General features: G+C 54.7%; 14 protein-coding genes. 3 read left to right on the top strand and 11 right to left on the bottom strand.

Translation table 11 applies throughout. The features are described from left to right. Nucleotides 1-18: 18 nt before the first annotated feature. The gene (gene def / locus R3C20_18625) at nucleotides 19-609 is read right to left on the bottom strand and encodes a peptide deformylase (GenBank protein ID MEZ6042519.1); all 591 of its coding nucleotides are present in this window, start codon (nucleotides 607-609) and stop codon (nucleotides 19-21) included. Between the two features lie 205 nt (nucleotides 610-814). On the opposite strand from def, the gene R3C20_18620 reads away from it, so the two are divergent. Beyond that, nucleotides 815-1,555, top strand: coding sequence for a DUF1080 domain-containing protein (locus R3C20_18620; GenBank protein ID MEZ6042518.1), 741 nt, complete (start codon nucleotides 815-817; stop codon nucleotides 1,553-1,555). A 27-nt stretch (nucleotides 1,556-1,582) separates the two neighbouring features. Here R3C20_18620 and R3C20_18615 read toward each other — a convergent pair whose 3' ends face one another. The 4 genes from R3C20_18615 to R3C20_18600 form a co-directional block, all read right to left on the bottom strand. Continuing rightward, nucleotides 1,583-3,070, bottom strand: a complete 1,488-nt coding sequence (locus tag R3C20_18615) for a hypothetical protein (protein ID MEZ6042517.1) — start codon at nucleotides 3,068-3,070, stop codon at nucleotides 1,583-1,585. 226 nt (nucleotides 3,071-3,296) lie between these two features. Further along, entirely contained in the window at nucleotides 3,297-4,373 is a 1,077-nt protein-coding gene (locus tag R3C20_18610) for an agmatine deiminase family protein (protein ID MEZ6042516.1), read from the bottom strand. 260 nt (nucleotides 4,374-4,633) lie between these two features. Continuing rightward, nucleotides 4,634-7,768 (bottom strand): efflux RND transporter permease subunit, encoded by a 3,135-nt coding sequence (locus tag R3C20_18605; protein MEZ6042515.1) that lies wholly within the window; start codon nucleotides 7,766-7,768, stop codon nucleotides 4,634-4,636. A 78-nt stretch (nucleotides 7,769-7,846) separates the two neighbouring features. Then, nucleotides 7,847-9,175, bottom strand: coding sequence for an efflux RND transporter periplasmic adaptor subunit (locus R3C20_18600; GenBank protein MEZ6042514.1), 1,329 nt, complete (start codon nucleotides 9,173-9,175; stop codon nucleotides 7,847-7,849). 401 nt (nucleotides 9,176-9,576) lie between these two features. Between R3C20_18600 and R3C20_18595 the strand changes: the two genes are divergently transcribed. Further along, complete coding sequence (locus R3C20_18595; GenBank protein MEZ6042513.1) at nucleotides 9,577-11,223, top strand: TolC family protein; 1,647 nt, start codon at nucleotides 9,577-9,579, stop codon at nucleotides 11,221-11,223. Between the two features lie 258 nt (nucleotides 11,224-11,481). Continuing rightward, nucleotides 11,482-13,014, top strand: coding sequence for a hypothetical protein (locus tag R3C20_18590; protein ID MEZ6042512.1), 1,533 nt, complete (start codon nucleotides 11,482-11,484; stop codon nucleotides 13,012-13,014). Nucleotides 13,015-13,141: 127 nt separating this feature from the next. Here R3C20_18590 and R3C20_18585 read toward each other — a convergent pair whose 3' ends face one another. The 6 genes from R3C20_18585 to R3C20_18560 form a co-directional block, all read right to left on the bottom strand. After that, nucleotides 13,142-14,842: a response regulator gene (locus R3C20_18585; GenBank protein ID MEZ6042511.1), complete on the bottom strand. Its 1,701-nt coding sequence runs from the start codon at nucleotides 14,840-14,842 to the stop codon at nucleotides 13,142-13,144. A gap of 270 nt (nucleotides 14,843-15,112) precedes the next feature. Continuing rightward, nucleotides 15,113-16,174, bottom strand: a complete 1,062-nt coding sequence (locus R3C20_18580) for a FemAB family PEP-CTERM system-associated protein (protein ID MEZ6042510.1) — start codon at nucleotides 16,172-16,174, stop codon at nucleotides 15,113-15,115. 57 nt (nucleotides 16,175-16,231) lie between these two features. Then, nucleotides 16,232-16,363, bottom strand: a complete 132-nt coding sequence (locus tag R3C20_18575; protein MEZ6042509.1) for a hypothetical protein — start codon at nucleotides 16,361-16,363, stop codon at nucleotides 16,232-16,234. A 7-nt stretch (nucleotides 16,364-16,370) separates the two neighbouring features. Next, entirely contained in the window at nucleotides 16,371-17,453 is a 1,083-nt protein-coding gene (locus R3C20_18570; GenBank protein ID MEZ6042508.1) for a glycosyltransferase, read from the bottom strand. Between the two features lie 49 nt (nucleotides 17,454-17,502). Beyond that, nucleotides 17,503-18,864 carry a glycosyltransferase gene (locus tag R3C20_18565; protein MEZ6042507.1) on the bottom strand — a complete coding sequence of 454 codons (1,362 nt, stop codon included), beginning with the start codon at nucleotides 18,862-18,864 and terminating at the stop codon, nucleotides 17,503-17,505. Then, nucleotides 18,861-20,072: a glycosyltransferase gene (locus R3C20_18560; GenBank protein ID MEZ6042506.1), complete on the bottom strand. Its 1,212-nt coding sequence runs from the start codon at nucleotides 20,070-20,072 to the stop codon at nucleotides 18,861-18,863. Before R3C20_18560 ends, R3C20_18565 begins: the two co-directional genes overlap by 4 nt. Nucleotides 20,073-20,093: the final 21 nt, after the last annotated feature.

Raw genomic sequence — 20,093 nt, 5'->3', positions numbered from 1 at the left:
GGACGTTTTGTCCGCTTTTCAGGTCCGCGCCGCCTCCAGTTCAATCAGCTGCTGTTTCAGTTTCTCGTCGGAGAGCACTTGTCCCGCCTGTTGCCGCTGTCGAAATTCCCGCTCCAGAGCATCCATCAAAGGTGCGATTTGCTTTTGTGATTCGGGGTTGATTCGATCCGGGAACAGTATGCCGTCAAGGTGGTCATTTTCGTGTTGTACAACACGTGCATCCAGCCCGCCCAGTTCCATTTCGAATTGCTGACCGTCAAGGTCAAATGCATCCACGACAATCCGGGTTGCTCGGGGGACAAGACCATGAATCTCTGGAAGACTCAGGCATCCTTCTTCTGATTCTTCGCTGCCATTACGACGGACAATCTCCGGATTGATGAAAACAAACTCTTCATCCTTCAACGCCGGATCTCCGGAGGGGTTGATCACGAACAGGCGGTATGGCAGTGCAACCTGATTGGCAGCCAGACCGATGCCTTTCGCTTCGTACATGAGCTCAAACATCTGCGCGACCATGGTCTTCAGGTCGGTGTCAATGCGGCGAAGTTCTTTCGATTTCCATCGAAGTGCAGGATGCGGATGCGGAACAATTTGAAGTGACGACATAGGACAGACTTCGCACGGTGAGTGATGGATTTGGCGACTTCGTTGCGCCCATCATTGCTATGGCTGCGGAAGTATGTCAGCCTGCGGTGAGAGGGCAACCTAGCAGCCCTCATTTTCCTGATCCTCGCCAGATTCCCTGACCTTTATTCTGATGGAGCTTTCGACCATGACTTTTGGGTTCGATCATTCGTTTCAGTGGTGCAGAATGGCGTCCCCGAGCGCCTCCGGTTCGTGGATACCGTTGATTCTCACCTGGTGGATTGTTGCCAGTGGTGATTCCATCGTTGTCGGGCAGGATTTGGCCGTCGCCTCGGCACGAATCAACGGAACGGGGCCGGGTTGGGTGTCATGGCATCAGGAGGACTTCATCAATGCAAACTGCAACGAGGACACCTGGACCTGGAAGGACGGAGGCATTCAGTGTACCGGACAGCCCGTTGGGGTCGTGCGTTCTGTTCGGCCGTTGACTAATTTTGAGCTTGTGATTGAATGGCGACATCTGAAATCGGCTGGGAATTCCGGGGTATTCCTTTGGGCAACCAAAGAGTCGCTGGACTCGCTGGTTCCGGGCCAACTGCCAATGGGCATTGAAGTTCAGATTCTGGACCATGGGTATTCGGACCAGTATCGTCAGCGCACCGGAAAGGAACCCGACTGGTTTACAACCAATGGTGACGTCTTTCCGACAAAGGCTGCGACAATGACACCTTTTCCACCCGTCGCGCCAAATGGCAAACGCAGCTTTCCCACGAAGAACCTCAGCCGTGGGGTTGGCGAATGGAATCACTACTATGTTCGAGCTATCAATGGCGAAGTGCGATTGTGGGTGAATGGCGAGGAAGTCTCCGGAGGCACAGGTTGCTCTCCGGCTTCCGGGTACCTGTGTCTGGAATCCGAGGGTTCACCAATCGAATTTCGTAACCTTCGTATCCGCGAGTTGCCATGATGCTCTGGCAGTGCTGAGAACGGTAAGTCAGGAACGTGGAGTTCGATTGGGCGGGCTGTAGACCGCAGCAAAACCAATTTCTGTTTCCAGTGGTTCTGCTGCATCAGATCGCCGCGCTTCGATGCGAATTCCGTAGGACTGGCGTACCGGTACCTTCAGACGAAGTACATCGGATCCGACAGCTTCACATTCCACTTCCGGAATACCCGGAAGTGGAGGTGAGAATGGGACGTGGACGTTGGCCTTTTTCTGCCCTGCAAGAAAGTTCACCCGCGCCGTGCCCTCCACCATCTCGCTGCCGTATTCGTCGGTCATTCGCTCAAAATGAATGCCCGTCAACAATTGATCATCGACGCTGCGAAGTTCACGAGGTTGCGATTGTTCCGGTAGTATGACCGGTGGTGGGTCTCGCCTTTCCGGAACGACCGTTTTACCATCCGGAATCCTTGGCCGCGTACTGCCGCGGTGAGATTCCGAATCGAATGATTCACGCTGGAATGCCGCCGCACCTCCGGTAACGGGCGATGCGAGGTTGTTCTGCGCGATCGATTTCAAATCCTGTGTCTTACTGTCCTGTGTCCCCCAGTCGGCAAATGCCGAATCATTGACTGCATCACGGTCGATTTGTTCACTTCGGGGGGATCGGGTAACTTCTGGTGCAGCAGATCCGGCTTCCGGTGGCCTGAATCCGAACGGTGCTGCGGGCGGGTAAGCCTGTTTTGTATGAATCGGTCGTGAAGGCGATTTCAGACCGGACTGAACACTCGTAGTTGAGCCCGTTTTATTGACTGCTTCTTCGTTTGAAGGATAGCGTGCCGAACCCGGGTGCGTTTCGGATACGTTTTTCTCAGCAGTGCCGTTCGAAGAACGATTCCGTCTTCGGGCTCGGGCTCCTGCGACGACCGGCGCAATTCCTGTCCCGTAAAACGGATCCTGCCAGGGATCGCGTCCATCTGTTGGCCACGATGTCGGAGCAGGTGTCGTGGGCCGCGGTTGCGTTTGGCGTCGGGCCGGGACTTCAGTCAGTGCTTCGAATGACGTCGCCGGATTATGAATTGTCAGGCCCGCGAATGCGGCATTCGAGATTGGTCTCAGGTAAGTTGCCCGATCGCGGGGCACGGCAAAGAATTCCTGAGGCACTGGCGTTGTAACCGCAAGCATCGCCAGACAAAAGACGCCCAGGGTCAGCCATCCTCGAAAAGCAGATTCCGGAGGCAGCAGGCAGAATGCAATGATACAGGGTGGCAACAGAGTGAAAGCTGCAGAAAGGAATAGAGCGGGGGACTGTTCTGAAGATCGTCGATTGGGGGAGTAAAGCATCCATGCAAAAATGCTGGAGAGCGTTGCATACGCTGCTAGAAGGAATGCTACGGGTTCAGCAATCGACGAGTTCGGCATCCCTTTTGCGCGGCCGTACCAAAGAAATGCTGCTCCCAGTGTCAATCCCGACCACGTCAGTGTGGCAATGGTTCGACGGCTGCGTGAGCCTTTGGTTGTGATGACAGGTTCTCGCATGACTTCGTGTCCTTAACAGCCCGTTGAACAACCTTACGAAACGTATCCGACGCATTCGCGAGGGACGTTTTCCAAGGCTTTCACGGGCCATCAATCCCTCGCAGATGCGTCGGGTTCCTTTTTTCACGGGCTGTTAGCGTTCTGTTCCGTCAGAACAGGCTTCACTGAAACTTCAAGATGGGCAATTTCAGTGGTTCGGCGAATCTTATCTCGTTCGGCCGCATTTTCACAAGCCGAAGCGAGGCTGTTGCTGGCTCATACAATGAATCGCTCCAAGTCCCCAGACCAGATCGAGAGCGTCGACCCCGACAACGGTGCGATCGGGATAGCAGTCCTGCAGGACCTGCAGGGCCGCATCATCGGCAGAAGGGTCCTGAAAAGTAGGGACAATCACGCCGCCGTTTACCAGCGCGTAGTTGCAATAACACGCCGGAAGCCGACTCCCCTGCTGAAACTTTGGTGATGGCATCCTGAGCGGGATTGGAAGCAGTGATTCGCCGGACTGGTTTGTGCTGTTTGCCACAGCGAACCAGTTGGCCCGAAGGTCTTCGGCTTCCGGTGCATCCTCCTGCCATGGCGTTGCGAGCAGCACGCGACGTTCGTCAACAAAACGGGCCACCTGATCGATATGACCGTCGGTGTCGTCTCCGATGATTCCTTCACCCGGCAACCAGACGACATGCCGAGCCTGCATGTAGAAACACAGTGCTTCCTCCATGGATTGCTGAGTTGCCTGCGGGTTACGGTTGGGATTCAACAGGCAGCTTGTTGTCGTCAGAATTGTGCCGTTCCCATTGCCTTCAATCGCGCCACCTTCCAGAATCAATCCGGGTCGAATTGTCGGTACCTGCAGCATCTGGGCGACGCGACGAGCGACGAGGGCATCATCGTCCCATGGCGGATACTTTCCGCCCCAGGCGTTGTAGTCCCAGTCGATGATCACGGCATTTTTCGCTTCGGGCGAGCCCTCTATGCCTGTCAAAAAAACCGGGCCGTGATCCCGGCACCAGGAATCGTTGACGGGGATATCAATGAATTCAACCGCAAATGCGCTGCCTGATGCTTCACAGGCTTCGTAGACCAAAGGGGCGGCGGATGCCAGCACACCGTCACCGCCAGCAAGGAGCTTGACGGGTTCGAATCGTGCAATCGCAGCGACCAGCTTTGCATAAGCTGCCGGAATTCGTTCAAAGATCCCCGGCCAGGTTTCTTTGCTGACAGGCCATGCCAGCCAGGTTGCGTCGTGTTCTTCCCATTCAGCTGGCCAGCGGTAATTCGGGAGTCGATCACTAACAGACGGCATTGCACGAGACCTGGACGCGAAAGTTCGAAAGAGGGGTTTCCGATTGCGCGGAAGTCTATCGATTATCAGTCTGTCAAGAAATCAGCCGCTGCTGATCGACGTTGATTTCATTGGAATTGAATGATGCCGTGTGGAATCGGGGTTTGCCGGTTGAGTTTCGATTGTTACCACATCAGCCTGCTGCCACAGCAATCTGTTGACGGCCAAGGCCTTACGGCAATGCCTGAAGCGAACAGTCTTTCTGCCCTGCTGACCGACGACTATCCGGCTGACGGCAGCAGCTTTCGGTTGCGATGGACGATGGCGTAGACGCATGGAACCAGCAGCAGTGTCAGGCCTGTCGAAACCACCATGCCCCCAACGAGTGCCCGAGCCAGCGGGATCATGGCTTCGTTGCCGGGGGCCAGCTGAATAGTCAGCGGCAGCATCGATGCCACCAGTGTCAGGGATGTCATCAAAATAGGTCTTAACCGTGTCTGCGCGGCGGAAAGAGCGGCTTCGCGGGATGAGAGGCCGAGCGCCATCTGTCGATTTGCGAATTCCACCAGAAGGATGGAGTTGTTGACGACGACGCCGATCATCATGAGTGTGCCAATCAATGACTGGATGTTGATTGTTGTGTTTGTGAAGTACAGAACCAATAGCACCCCCCCAATACCCAGAGGGACTGCCAGCATGATGATGAGAGGATCGACAAAGGATTTGAATTGCGCCATCAGCACGAGATAGACCAGCAGCGAACCGACGGCGAGTCCGGTGCTCAGCATGCGGGTTCCCGATTTCATGGTATCGACGGGGCCGCGGATTCGCAGGCTGACTCCTTTGCCTGTCTCAATGCCAGCCAGCGCAGCTTCAACGTCTTTCGCAACAGATCCCACATCGCGGCCACTGGTGTTGATGTGGATGTCGTGAACCGGGCTGATGTTGTATCGGGCGATTTCTCCCGGGATGGTAATTCGCTTTACCTCGGCGATGTTCGACAGCGGAATCGTCACCGGACCGTTGCTGGTCTGGAGGGACAGCGGAATGTTTCGAATATCCTCCAGACTGTCCAGTTGATTGGTTTCATATTGCACACCCATGAAAAAATCCGTGCCGCTCGGATCAATCCAGATCGTGGAGGAATAACCCAGACTCGAACCCAGTGATGTCAGAATTGTTTCTGCAACCTGTTGCTGATCGATCCCCAGGTAACGAGCTCGAGTGCGATCAACCTGAATATCGAACTGAGGGTATTCCAGCGACTGAGCAATCTGGACATCGACGGCTCCTTCCACGTTCTTGATAGCCGCAACGACGCTCTCCGCCGTCTCACGCATGACGGCTGCAGAGCCTCCGGAGACCTGAACGCTGATTGGCGCGGGAATGCCTTCGCTGAGGGCCATGTTCACGATTCCGCCCGAGACAAACAGGAACTGCTCCATCGGAAATTCGGCCTGCAGTTTCGTTCGCAGTCGGTCAACATAAGTCGTTGTGCTGGTCTGACGTCCCTGCTGTTTCAGGTTCACTATCAGGTACGCTGTGTCGGGCCCCGAGTTGGAACTCAGCACTGTGGAAAACCCGGCACCCTTGCCGACGGGCAAACCGATATTCGCAATCAGGGCCTCAATTTCGTCTTCGGGGATGATTTCCCGGATGGCTGATTCAAGCTGAATGACCAGCTCTTCTGTTTTCTCCAGCCGCGTTCCTGGCAGCGTCTTAATGCGTAATTCGAATGAACCAGAATCCACTTGTGGAAACAGTTCTGAACCCAGCATCGGCCACAGCAAAGCGCAAGCGCCAGTTCCCAGCAGCAGCAACGTGGTCACCAGCACTGGTACCTTCAGTGCGGCGGAAAGCAGATGACCGTAAAGGCCTCGAGGCTTCGCCGATTCAGCAGGTGCGTCCGCGGGTTGGTCCGGCTGTACCTTCTCCCGAATAAACGATGCACAGAATGCGGGGACCACCGTCAGCGCCAGAATATATGAAGCACCGATAGTAAAAGTTGCTGCAAAGGAGAGCGGTTCAAACAGGTACTTGATGATGCCTGTCAGGAATACGGCCGGCAGAAAGACGGCCAGGGTCGTCGCGGTGCCGGCCAGAATGGCCCCGGAAACTTCCTGTGTCCCTTCGGCGGCAGCATGTAATGGAGTTTTGCCCATGCGCTGATGACGGATAATGTTTTCTACAACCACAATGCCGGCATCGACCACAGTGCCAATGGCAAGAGCCAGCCCGCCCAGCGTCATGACGTTGATGGTGTTGCCGGTCAGTGCAAATCCCAGTGCACCGATCAGAATACTCAAGCCAATGAGCGAGACGATAACGATCGTAGGCACGACGCGGCGAAGAAATATCAATACAACGACTGCCACCAGAATGGCGCCCAGAACAATTTCGTTGTAAAGGTTCTTCATTGCGTTGCGAATATAGCCGGACTGATCTGCGACCATGGCAATTTCTGTGGCTTCCGGGATGTCCCCGTTGGCTTTCATTTTCGGGATTTCGCGCTTGATGCCTTCGTAAATCCGATCAACAGTCTCAATGGTGTTTTGACCGGGTTCCCGCAGCAGTGGGCAGTAAACACTGCGAACACCGTTTACGCGGACAATGTTGTACTGAAGCGCGGCATCGTCAACGGCTCTGCCGATATCACGAATGAAGATCGGCTTCTGATTGCGAACGGCAACGACGATGTTTTCAATGTCGGCTGTTGTCGGCAGCGTGTTCACGGGATGGATCTGATAGTCGATGTCACCGATTTCTGCCGTCCCCGCTGCCAATACCAGATTGGCCTTCCGCATAGCGTCAACAACGTCGGTTGCGCTGAGCTGGTGGGCCATCAGTTTCACGGGGTCGACATAGACCATCATCTGACGAAACTTGCCACCGAATGGATGCGGAATCTGAACTCCCTGCAGCCCACCCATTTTGTTTCGAACGGCATAGTAGCCAATCTTGTACAGTTCGGTTTCTGACAAACCTTCGCCGGAGATGGCCGCAAGTACAACAGGCAGATTGGACGGTTCGCTGCGCAGTGTGAATGGCCATTCAATGCCTGGTGGCAGATGGAACATGTCACTGGCTTCCAGATTTACGATGTCATTCATCGCGGAGCTTGGATCTGTCCCGGGCTGGAAGAACACTTTGATCACTGCAGCACCGGAAACAGTTCTTGACTCCTGATGTTCGATGTGTCCGGCCAGAGTAAGCGCGCGTTCAACGCGCGCGGTCACGGATTTTTCCATCTCCGGAGTTGGAAGCCCGGGGTACGAAAAGAAGCTGACCACAACCGGTTTTTTGAAGTCGGGAAGAATGTCAACAGTGATTCCCGGGATGACGGCTGCTCCCAGTAGGCAGAGTGCGATGGTCGCAGCCAGAACGGCAAAAGGATTTCGCAGCGAAAAATTGATCATGAATGGGCGGCCGACGATGGAAATGGTTGACTGTGTTGCGGATTCGAAATCGGTCTGTTGCAGCCGTTTGTGAAGCGGCTACGGGCTGAGCACCCGAACCTGTTGTCCGTCCACAAACCGCTGCAGATGCGCATCAATGACTCGCTGGCCCGGTTCGACTCCTGCAACCTGAAGCATCTGGCCGTCGTCCGACAATATCTCAATCTCCCTGACCGCGACGATGTTGTCTTCGCTGATCAGGAAGACTCGGGCGTTTCCCTTTGCATCAAACCGAACCGCTCGAGATGGCAGGACACTTACGGTTGCGGGGGCCTGCAACGAAAGAGTGGCCTGTCCAAACATACCCGGCAGCAACTTTCCATCAGGATTCGGTATTTCTGCCTCCACAAGCATTGTTCGAGTTTCGTGGTCGAGGCTTTGATTCGTTCGCGTGACTTGTGTTTCGAATGTTTCACCGGCGAATGAAGGTAACCTGAGCAAAATCCTGTCGCCGCGACGAACGAAGGCTGCATCTCGCTCAGGAATAGCAAGGTGGCATCGCACCTTGTCAATCTGGTTGATCACGAATAAGGGCCTGGCAGAATGGGAACCGTTTCCGGAACTGACCAAATCTCCAGGATTGACGTTTCGTTCAGTGACGATTCCCGAAAACGGCGCCTTCAGTTGAGCAAAGTTCATCGTTACCTTCAGTCGGGCAAGTTCTGCGATCGCGATTTCTGTTTCGGCTCTCGCGACATCATCGCTGGCCTGGGCCGCCGCTTTTTTCGATTCAGCCACAACGACATTCGCCTGTGCGGAGGCAATGGCGGACATTGTCGCTTGTCGGCTTGCGTTCGCGGCATCACGTTTGCGGACAGCTTCGTCGAGTAGTCTCGGTTCGCTGGCTCCGCGGCTGACCAGATCTTTCATACGGTCCGCTTCGGCAGTCGCTGCCTTCAGCAACGCATCATCCATCGCAACCTGTGACTTTGCCTGTTCCAGCAAAGCCAGGGCGGATTTGATCGACGCCTCTGCCATTGCGATACCGGCTGCCGCGCTCTGCTCTTCTGCCCGCAGCCGCCTGATGCGAGCCTGAATGATCTCAGCCTGCTTCGACATTTCGGGAATGTCCAGCGTGGCGAGAACATCGTCTTTCCTGACGACGTCTCCGATGTCCACTTTGACTTCCAGAACGTATTCGGCCAGCCTGGACCGAATCTCTGCCTGATAATACGGTTCGATCGTAGCTGGTTGAGTCGTCGTGCGGGTCACTTGTTGCCGAACAACAGCCACGGCTCGAACTGCCACAGTTTCCGGTTTTACTTCCTGTGCCTGCGAAAATGACGGCGTTGTCGCGAATGACAGCGTTGTCACAGCCACCACGAACGACCACAGTGCATTGCACAACCATCGCCATGCTGACGACATTGGGGACTTCCCTGCGAAGTCTTGGGGAATGTACATGTCTCTCTGCGATCCTTGGCTGAAAAATGAACTGTACCCGGCTTGATCCTGTCTGGCTTCGCCCGGTTGTACCTGACCTCACACACTCATTCTGTGTGTCGGCTGGCGGTATTGTATTGCCTGTCAGCAGCATGCCGAAAGAATCAAGCCGGATTCAGCCCGTACATTTGATGCAATCGGTCTCGCCCGGTTCAGACCGGTGCAATCGTCAAGAGTGTCAAATTTGCATTGCCTGACGATACCTGTTCGAAGGGGTAAAAGGTTGGGCTGTTCGGACGCAGCTTCTGCCTGCCGATTGCCGATGACGGTCGAAACGCGTCAAGGAATGGACGCCGCGTGCCCAGGTCGGACGGAGTCGAAAGCGAATGTCACGAATACTCAAGCAACGCCCGATCCCTGCGAGTTTGGTTTCGTTTTGCCTCGTTTTCTGTTCGCTGGCCGGTTGCACAACTCGCAGGCAATTTGCGTCCACTCCGGCCCTGCAGGGGCATCAACAGGCCCAATCCAGCGCAACGCCGTCCCTGACGGATACCTATCCGGATTCTGCAACAGCAAGCGACGCCGACAGCAGTAAAAATGTCGATGGTCGCGATGCCGGGGACCTTGTCCCAAGCGGTCAGGTGGGTGCGAAGTACATTCAACTGGTCTCAGGCAGTGTTGAGTTGCCCGGAACAGATAGTGGAACGGCGGTCTCATCTTCTCACGGCTCAGGCAGCACCCGCGCGATGGATCTGGGGACGGTACTCTCGGTTGTGGGGGGCCAGCACCCGGCTGTCGGGTTTGCTCGATGGAGAGCACAGGAAGCCTATGCCGAACAGTTGCGTGCTCAGACACTCTGGTTACCTTCGATTCAGGCCGGTGTAAGTTTCCATCAACACGATGGCAATTTGCAGGCCAGCAACGGCACCATTCAGGACGTGAATCGTTCGTCGCTTCAGGCTGGTCTGGGGGCTGGAGCTGTTGGTGCAGGAACGACACCCAATCCGGGGATCGTCGCCCGCTTTCATGTGGCCGATGCAATTTTTGCTCCTTCCATCGCGGAAAAGAGTTTGTGGGCGAGCAATCATGCCGCGACGGCAGCGGTCAATGATCAACTACTGAGTGCGTCTCTGGCATGGCTCGAACTTCTGACGGCCGAACAACGTGTTGCGATCCTTTCAGATTCGATGGGAAGAATTCAACAGCTTCATAAGATCACCGCAGATTTCGCGGAAGCCGGGCAGGGACTTCAATCGGATGCCGACCGGCTTGCCACCGAACAAACTCTTTCTTCATCGCGTGTTCTTGTGGCAAAGGAACAGGCGGAAGTGGCAAGTATTCGGCTGGTTGAAGCCATCAGCGCTTCCAGCAGTCAGAGAATCGTGCCGGCTGAGACAGCGTTAGTGCCAATCCAACTGGTGAATGCGTCCGATGATCCGGCCAGTCTGATTAGTCAGGGGCTGCATTATCGGCCGGAGCTAAAGGAGGCCCAGTGCCTGGTTGCGGCCGCCTGTGAACGTTTTCAGCGTCAGAAATACGCACCGTTTGTTCCGAGCGTCCTGCTCGGACTGAGCCACTCCGGTTTTGGAGGTGGGCAGGGCATGACGAGCGGCAACTTTGATCATCGGATGGACATGGACGCGGCAGTCACCTGGGAGTTACGAGGGCTCGGCTATGGCGAACAAGCGGCACGCAGAGGTGCGGTTGCTCAGGTCGAACAGGCTCGCTTTCGACAGGTTCGGCTGATGGATCAGGTCGCTCGTGAAGTCAATGAGGCCTGCATGCAGGCCAGGTTTCGGCTGGATCGGATTCACGTGGCGGAGCAGGGTATTGAATCTGCCGAAAACTCGGTCGCCAGGAACCTTGACCGAATTCGCAATGGGCAGGGGCTTCCAATCGAAGCTCTTCAGTCAGTTCGGGCGCTGGAAGATGCAAGACTGGGATATCTTCAAGCGGTGTTTGACTACAACGAAGCCCAGTTCCAACTCCACCGCGCTATTGGGCAGCCGGTTTTTTCACCGCTCGATCGTTAACCCTGAAGCGGAAAATTCCGGGGATTCGTGAACAAAGTTTGTACGCAGAACGTCATCCAGGCCCCGTGTTGGTCAGACTGCCTCCTCCTGGACCCGGCATCTGATGGTCACGAATTTGTGGTGATCTCATTACGATTTCCGCCGGGTGCTTTGATGAGTCGTGCCACGCTGCAATAATTCCCGCTGCAAAGTGAATCCAACTTTATCCTGCTGTCCCGGAATGGTGATACGCGGGAGACCTGCAGGGAAACTTGTCGAATGAAATGGCCAATCGTTGTTTCCGTTGTCTGCTTCTGTGTGGCTTTCTCGAACCAGCCCCTTCTGCACGCTCAGAAAATCGATTCTCCCGACGGTGCAGAATCATCGACAGCAGCGCCCACTGAAATGTCGCAACCGGTTGAAACAGACTTTTATCCGGCGGTTCGTTATACGGTGCCGAAAGACATTGTGCTGGAGGCAGGCGCTGTCGAACCTCTGCCCGACGGGACGCTGGCCGTCTCAACTCGTCGAGGCGACATTTACCGGATTCACAATGCCTGGAGCGGTGATCCTGATGCAGCTCGATTCGAGTTATTTGCCCAGGGGTTGCATGAAGTCCTGGGATTAAGTTTCAAAGATGGCTGGCTGTACGCGACGCAGAGATGCGAGGTAACGCGACTTCGAGATACAGATGACGACGGCGTGGCGGATGAAATAGAAACTTTCAACGACAGTTGGGGAATCAACGGTGACTACCACGAATACGCGTTCGGTTCACCATTCGACAAAGACGGCAACATGTGGGTTGTTCTGTGTCTGACAGGTTCGTTTGGAAGTGATTCGCCGTGGCGAGGCTGGGCTCTTCGCATTGACGAAAGTGGTCGGATGATTCCCACCTGCAGCGGCATCCGTTCTCCCGGAGGTATTGCCTTCAATGCAAAAGGCGACGTCTTCTACACGGACAATCAGGGACCGTGGAACGGGACATGCAGTTTGAAATGGTTAAGACCCGGTTCGTTCCAGGGACATCCCGCCGGCAACAAATGGTACGCCCGTACCGAAGGAGGTGCAGATTCTGCACCAAAGGAACCGGACAGCGGCAGCCGTATCATGATCGAAGCAGACAGGATTCCTGAATACGAACCTCCTGCAATTCTGTTCCCGTACCAGAAGATGGGCCAATCAGCCAGCGGAATTGCCTGCGACAACAGTGATGGAAAGTTCGGACCGTTCAGGGAACAGTTGTTTGTCGGGGATGTTACCCATAGTACCGTTATGCGCTGCTTCCTCGAACAAATCGACGGGCATTATCAGGGCGCTTGTTTTCCATTCCGCGAAGGCATGGCGTCAGGAAGTCTCGCTCTGCGAATGACGGATGATGGCAGTTTGTTTGTTGGTGGAACAAACCGTGGATGGGGGTCCCGCGGGACAGCTCCATTCGCGCTGGAGCGTTTGCACTGGACCGGCAGGATTCCTTTCGAAATTCAGGAGATGCGTGCACAGCCCGACGGATTCGAACTGAGCTTCACGCAGCCCGTAGATCCCGTGACAGCTGGCGCGGTTGAATCATACAGCATGGAAACATACTGCTATATTTTTCAGTCTTCCTATGGCAGCCCGGAAGTCGATCACACGAAGCCAACAATCACAAACGCTGTCGTTTCTGATGATCACCTGAAAGTGAAGCTGACCATCGATGGATTGCAGCGGGGCCACGTACACGAACTTCGTGCGGCTGGTCTGCGAAACATCAGCGCCCAGCCACTGCTTCACGACGTTGCGTACTACACGCTGAATTACATCCCACGTTGATATCACGAACTGTGAAACCACCAGCCGTGAAACCACCAGCCGTGAAACCACCAACTGTGATACCACGACCCCGGTTCTTCCTTGTCCGAACAACTGCTCGGCATCGGGGTTAAAAGTTTTCTCGCAGTCAGGCCTCTTTGAGTGAATTTGCTGCGACCGATTCCCATTCGCTTTTCGGAATGCGGTCTTCTTCATCCATGAGCAGCAGCTGGACTTCCACGATTTCCTCGGCACACGCAAAAAATGCGTCAAGTACCGCCGGATCGAATTGATTTCCACGGCCTTCGGCCAGAATATCAAAGCACTTTTGTCGAGGAAACGGCTCTTTGTAGGGCCGACGGCTGGAGAGTGCATCAAACACATCCGCAACAGCCACAATGCGTCCTTCCAGTGGAATATCTTCGCCCTTCAAGCCGAGCGGATAACCATTGCCATTCCAGTGTTCGTGGTGCGTCTGCGCGATGCGGGCCGCCAGCATCAACAACGATGAAGATCGCACATGCAGCATGCTTTCGCCGATGCGAGTATGCGTCTTCAGGATGCTCCATTCCTTCTCCGAAATCGGTTCGATGATCTGCTTGCCCAGAGCACAATGTCGCTTCATCAGGTTGTATTCATCCTGATGAAGCTTGCCCGGTTTAAACAGGATAGAGTCAGGGATCCCGATTTTTCCGACATCATGCAGCTGTGCCGCTTGTTCAAGCATCTCAAGCTTGTGCTCGGCATATCCCATTTGTTTTGCAATGATTGACGTGTATCGCCCAACGCGGATCACGTGGTTTCCTGTGTCATTGTCTCTGTGCTCGGCCGCACGAGCCAGGCAGAGGATCAATTGTTGTCGGGTTGCTTCCAGCTGACGAGTTCGCCGTTCTACCTGAAGTTCCAGCCGCGCAGCCTCACTGGCAGCCATGTCATAGTGTTTCTTGATAACGATGGCGTTGCGAACCCGGGGCAGAAGCTCATTCGGATCGATCGGCTTTTGAAGGAAGTCACTTGCCCCCAGATCCAAAGCCTGTTTTCTTGTTTCGGGATCAGTTGCGGCCGTCAGGATCAGCACAGGAATGTGCTGAAGAATCGGATCCAGACCGATGACTCGCAGAATGTCGAGTCCACTGATCTCAGGCATTCTGATATCGAGCAGCATGACATCCGGTTGCTCGGTGCGAAGCAGCCTCATCGCTTCCCGAGGATCACTGGTCGTAATGAAATTCTCATAGCCTTCCATCTTCAGATGCTGGCGGAACGTCATCAGGTTCAGAGGTTCGTCGTCAACAATCATGATCTTTGCTGTTTTGTCGACGGCCCGCAAACTGACGTTCGGAGTAATGATCGGCTTCGGCGTTTCTTCCTGACCTTTTTCCACAGCCTCTTTGTCCGCCGCGCGAGCAGGCTCTTTCGAAGAATGTTCAGCGGGCGCCTTCACAATCGGATCTGTTGCGTCCTGCTCGGCGTTGATGTTCACCTGTGCGTCCTGGCGATCAGGTTTGGTTTCTTCCTCGGTCAAACTGGAGCTGGCTGCAGATTCATGCAGTGTCGCTTTTCGAATGGTCGTGGGAATGGTGGGCATCTCACTAAAGACTGATCGAACTGGGGGGGCGACAGTCTTTCGAACTGCTTGAGCAGCCGCAGGCTGAGTTGCGGACTTCTCTTCCACTTTCTTCGGTGCCGTAATCTTAGCGAGCAACTGTGGAGCCGAAGCTCCACTGGAACTTCCCGGCTGTTCATTGCGACGCGCGCTGGCCGCACTTCGCAGAGATTCGAAGGATGCAATCGTCGATCGAATTTCTTCCAGGACAGAGTCTGTCGATCCTGATGAAAGAGGAGTCATGGTGAATTCCTGCCGGAGGGTGACACCCTCCTGCTCAAATATTGTGGCCGCCAGAAGAACGACAGCGTTGCGGTTGCGGACCGGGTGCCGCCATTGGTTCGTTCTGGAAGCATAGGTCGATCCGATCCAGCTGTGTGAGAAATGGACTCTTTGTCCGGTTCACGGAGGGCTTGAAACACCTGGAAGATGGAAAAATGCTTCCGCCCTCAAAATCTCTTTCTCTGAATGAATCGCGCAAACCGATGCGATCAGCGGTTCAGGACATTCTGTTTATGGGATTCCCCGCACGATCGTGGGGCCAATCACCCGGGTGAACCAAACAGGAAGTCGTTTCCAGATTTCAATAACGCGATTGAATCGCCCACTGCCTGGTCGCATGTCCCCGGCATCCCCGCGACGGCTGTAGTACTGCCAAATAGCGGGATATTCGTCAGAACCCCACTGCTGTTTGAATTTGTACGTCCCGCTGTTTTGAGAACTTCGTCCGAAGTCAAACACTTTCTGTCCACGCTCCACCGCGCGACTCAAAACATGCCAGTACATCAACAAGTTGCAACTGGTTTGATTGTATTCACGCAATGAACTGGCACTTGGAATCAGCGTGACTTCGGGGCCGTGCAACAGAAAGCCAGAGGCCACGGGATTGCCGTTCAGTGTTACGGTGCAGATTTCAGCATTGTCGCCAAACTTGTCGAGCATTTGTGCAAACAGCTGCCTGCTGAATGGCGGCGTTCCCAGGTCGCGCATATTGCGACAAAAGATGTCATAGAACTCATTCAATCGTTCGTGGCCACCAAACCCGACCCGTAGCTCAGGGTTATTCAGAGGCTTCCGGATCTGGCTTCGGAGTTTTGATTTCAGCCCGTCCCAAAGTTCATCGGTTGTGTTCGGCAGAGCCAGTCGCATGTGTACTTTTTCTGTACTCGTGCCATTCAGGGCAGGGTGATCGACATGCCTTTCATGACGCAATTCCAGGTGCCTGACATCCAGTTTGTCTGCCAGAATGATGGCTTGATCGATCAGGCGTCGTTCAATATCACCAGTGTCTGCCAGAACCCCGCCTGTGTTCAGGTACGGCTGGCTCGCCAGAAATCTTCCGAAGACAGGCCCCTCGATGTACATCAGCGGCAACACTCCAACGATTCGATCGTCCTGTTCTACCCACAAGTACCAGGGTTGATGTCGTAGTGATAATGAGAAGACGTCTGCCCACTCCGTCCGAAGATGGAATCCGTCATAACTCCACTTCTGAAGATAGCCGTTCCATCCGGCTGGCGGAGAAGTCTCGCACCTGACACAGGTTGCGTTTGCTGTTTGAATCGTAGTAAACATGGCGTTGTTGTCTTGAATGCAATGGGTGATTACGCAACGTGAAAAATCAAAGCCGTCTTATCGTTGTGTGACCACAACGTGAGACGCGCAATCATCGGTGGTTCCAGACGCTTCCTGTTTTGCCTGAGAAGCAATGCGAGACGACAAGCCACTGTCGAGTTGCCTGTAGATATCGACAATCTTCTTCATGCGTTTGTCAAAACAGAATCTTTTCTTCAAGGGTGCGGCGACCTGCAGCAGTTAGGCGCGAGCAGTCAGTTCTGCTGACTGCACACACCTTGAATCGCACGAAAGCTGCCTTCGGATTATCGGGCTTCACAATCAGTCCGTTTTTTCCATCGGCAATCAGTCTGGGGATTCCATTGCAGTTGGTAGCGACCACTGGGCGTTTGGATGCCATTGCTTCCAGAACGACATTCGGCAGGCCTTCTCTTAAACTGCTCAGCACGAACAAGTCAATGGCCTGATACAATTCCCGAGGGTCAGCGAGAAAGCCAACAAGTCTGATGGAATCGGGCAGCTGCAGATCGTCAATCTGGCTCTGCAACTGAGCTCGAAGATGTCCTTCGCCCGCGATCAGAAGGCGGACGTTCATGCCGTTTCGGATCAGCTGGCCCACAGCATCAATCAAATGATGAAACCCTTTTTCTTCAGACAGTCGTCCTGCGGCACCAATCACAAAGGCCTGAGAATCCAGTCCGAATCTTGCACGGTCCGGCAGTCCGGGAGGCTCTGTCTTGTAGTCCTCAAGGACAATCGCATTGTCGACAAGGTGCAGTCGAGAATCTTCGATCGGCAGTGATTCACACTGGTCATACAGGTCAGACGATACACAGATGACTTTGTCGTATCGTTTCATACAGAATCGGTCGATCTTGTAGTACAACGGCGTCCGCGATGTAAATCGGACCCACCCGTGCGCTGTCGTAACCAGATGCATCGGATGAAAACATTTCACGACAAGCCCGAGAGCGTTACTCTTGTAGTCGTGCGCATGCCAGATGGATACATTGCGTTCGCGGCAGATTCGGATGCACTGGCGAATAACGCCAAAGTCAAGCGGGCCGTTGTCATCGATGCCCAGTACCTCTGCATCCGCAATCGCTGCCTTTTTTTCGATCGTTTCGAAGCCGGGGTCACCCGGTGGTCGCATGAATAAGCAGGCCGAATCGATTCCGTAACGCTTGAGATAGCGGGGAGAATTCAGGATCGTCTTTTCCGGTCCACCACCTGTCCCGGTGACGACTCGCGTGTGCAATACAAATGGTTTGTTTTTCATGAAATGATTCTCTGACCGCAAAATTGTTTCTTCTGATTCATGGCGTCGTTCAGACGGATTCTGCCGCTCGAATGCTCGCTCCGGATGTCTTGCCTGATCCGTAAAGCCCGGACGTTCGCGGACAGGGGCTGGTTGTGTTGAACGGGCAGAAGTCACGCATTGCGGCTTCCAGGTGTCTCGCTTTCGCCTGCCAGTTTTCATCAGCGAGTCGCTGGCGATCTGACAGTTGCTGTGTTGTGACCCCCGTCATTTTTCGCAGGCGGACAAACCGGCTGAATTCTTCCGGTGAGCTGGCAACGTCCATGCTGTTTTCCCACTCGTCGGTCGCCGGAAGCTTGTTGACGACCACTGGCTTTCCTGTGGCAAGGTATTCCTTCAGCTTCAGTGGCTGCATAGCGCGAGTTACCGGAAGGTCGGCATACGGCATGATCAGTACGTCCGCTTCCTGCGCGATGGCTGGCAGATGCTCCAGCGGTTGGGCTGCCAGCGACAGGACATTGGGAAGAGCCAACAAGGCCGGATCCGGATCCTGTTGAGGTCCAATCAGCACAATTCGAGTTGCCGCCTGACGGCCTTGCGAAGAATCTTCCGCGGCAAGGTCCCGTGACAGCATTCTGACAGTCGCAACATCCATCCTCCGGTCGACAACGCCCCAGAACACGATCGATCCCTCGGGTAACAGGTGGGACATCGATGGTCGTCGGTCCGGAGAACGCCAGAAATCCTGGTCGACACCATGAGTGAGCAGCGTCGAAGTACGACCTTCATCTGCGATCATTCGCTGAAGATTTTCACTGACAGCGACCAGTGAATCCGCGGCACGAATCATGGCGCTGTCCATGCGTCGCAGAGTGTTTCCGTCCAGCCCCGGCCATTGCGAAAAGTCGTCGACGCAGTAATAGAGCCATCGATGCACTGGCAATACTGCCGGCAAATCGGCCGTCAGCGGCAGTGTCGTGATGGCATAAACCGGCTTGGGAAGTTTTTCGATCAGAGGTGAGAGCTGACGACAAAGCAGCCATTGATTCAGCTTGCGATCGAAGTCCCGTCCGAACCATGGCCACATTTTCGGATTCACGACGGACAAATTCGGGTGCGAGTGGGCGTGTGTTTTGCGGGTATGACCGAACTCGGGATCGTGTTCCGCTTCCGCTGACTTTGAGGAGCCCGATCGTGAAATGCCGGACCATTGTTTGAGTTTTTCTGCGACACGTGCCATGGTCGCCCAGTCCAGTCGCGGGGCGCGCGTGCCGATGGTGTTGACCCACAAGACTGAGTAGTCATCCAGAAGGTGTTTGACCAGATGCTGACACGATGATGGGTGTCGCCCCCAGTCATCAGAGAAGACAATCAGTGAACCCTGCGACACATTTGTTTGGGTGTGTGCCTGGGAATCGACAGCAGCGATCATGTGTTGACTCCGTTATCCGCAGCCCGGTTGATTTGGGGCTTTCTGATGGAAATTAATTCGCGATAGACCTGGCGATAGCTGTTCATCATCGCGTTCTGTGAGAACTTTCGGGTTGCGATCTGCGAGCCAGCTCTTCCTGTGGTCTGCCGCAGGTCGCTGCCAGATGCCAGGTTCAGAAGGTGACTGGCCAGCCCTTCGAAGTCTCCCGCCGGAGCCAGGAATCCGGACCGGCCGTGTTCTACCATTTCGGCGATGCCACCAACGGATGTCGAAACGACTGGTCGTTCGGCCGCCATGGCTTCGATCACCGTCAACGGGATACCTTCGCTGATACTTGTCAACAGGAATGCATCGCTGGCACACAGCAGCCGTCCGATATCACTTCGGGTACCGGCGAGAATAACATTGGATTCCAATCCGAGTGCTGCAACGCTGCATTCAATTGCTGCGCGTTGTTCTCCGTCGCCAACAATTAACAGTTTGGCCGTGGGTTGACGGCGGCGAACCACATCCATGACTTTCAGGGCCGTCTGGTGATCTTTGAGTTCGTGGAGTCGAGCAATCTGGACAATGAGGAAGTCGTCTTTTCCAATGCCAAATTCCTTTCTGACGGCAGAACGCGCGCCTGGATCGAGGATTCGCATGGCCTCCAGGTCAACTCCGTTGTAGATCGTCTCCACCCGTGACGCAGGAAGTCCTTCGTTGTCAATAAGTGCCTGACGAGTCGCCTCGCCAACGCCGAACAACCGGTCATGTTTTCTCAGCAGCAGACGGTTGACAAGGCTTCGTTTACGGCTGGGGATGTCAGGGAAATGCCGTCCATGTTCTGTGAAAACAACCGGTCGGGTTCCGGTCAGCCCTCGGCTCAGTACAGACTGAAAGAATGGCGTGTACTGATGAGCGTGCAGGATTGCGGCCCCGTGCTTATCCGCGAACGCCTTCAGTCGCCTGGCACAGCCGCGATCGATACCCGGCTGACGATGCAGGTGCTCAACGATGATTCCATCCCGGATCAGTTGATCACCGATTTGGCCAATCTCGTCCAGCACTGCCACGATGCATCGAAACTCGTCCGACAGACATCGCACCATGTTATTCACAAGCACTTCTGCTCCACCCACACCCAGTGCGTGGATGACATGGCAGATCGTGGGACGATCATCCGTTTGCGGAATGTCGTGAATGGTTTTCCTGACAGCCTGAATCATGGATCGGGGTACTCGTTTTCG

Source organism: Planctomycetaceae bacterium (assembly GCA_041398825.1).
Lineage (GTDB): Bacteria > Planctomycetota > Planctomycetia > Planctomycetales > Planctomycetaceae > F1-80-MAGs062.
This window is presented reverse-complemented; position numbering and strand designations above follow the sequence as displayed.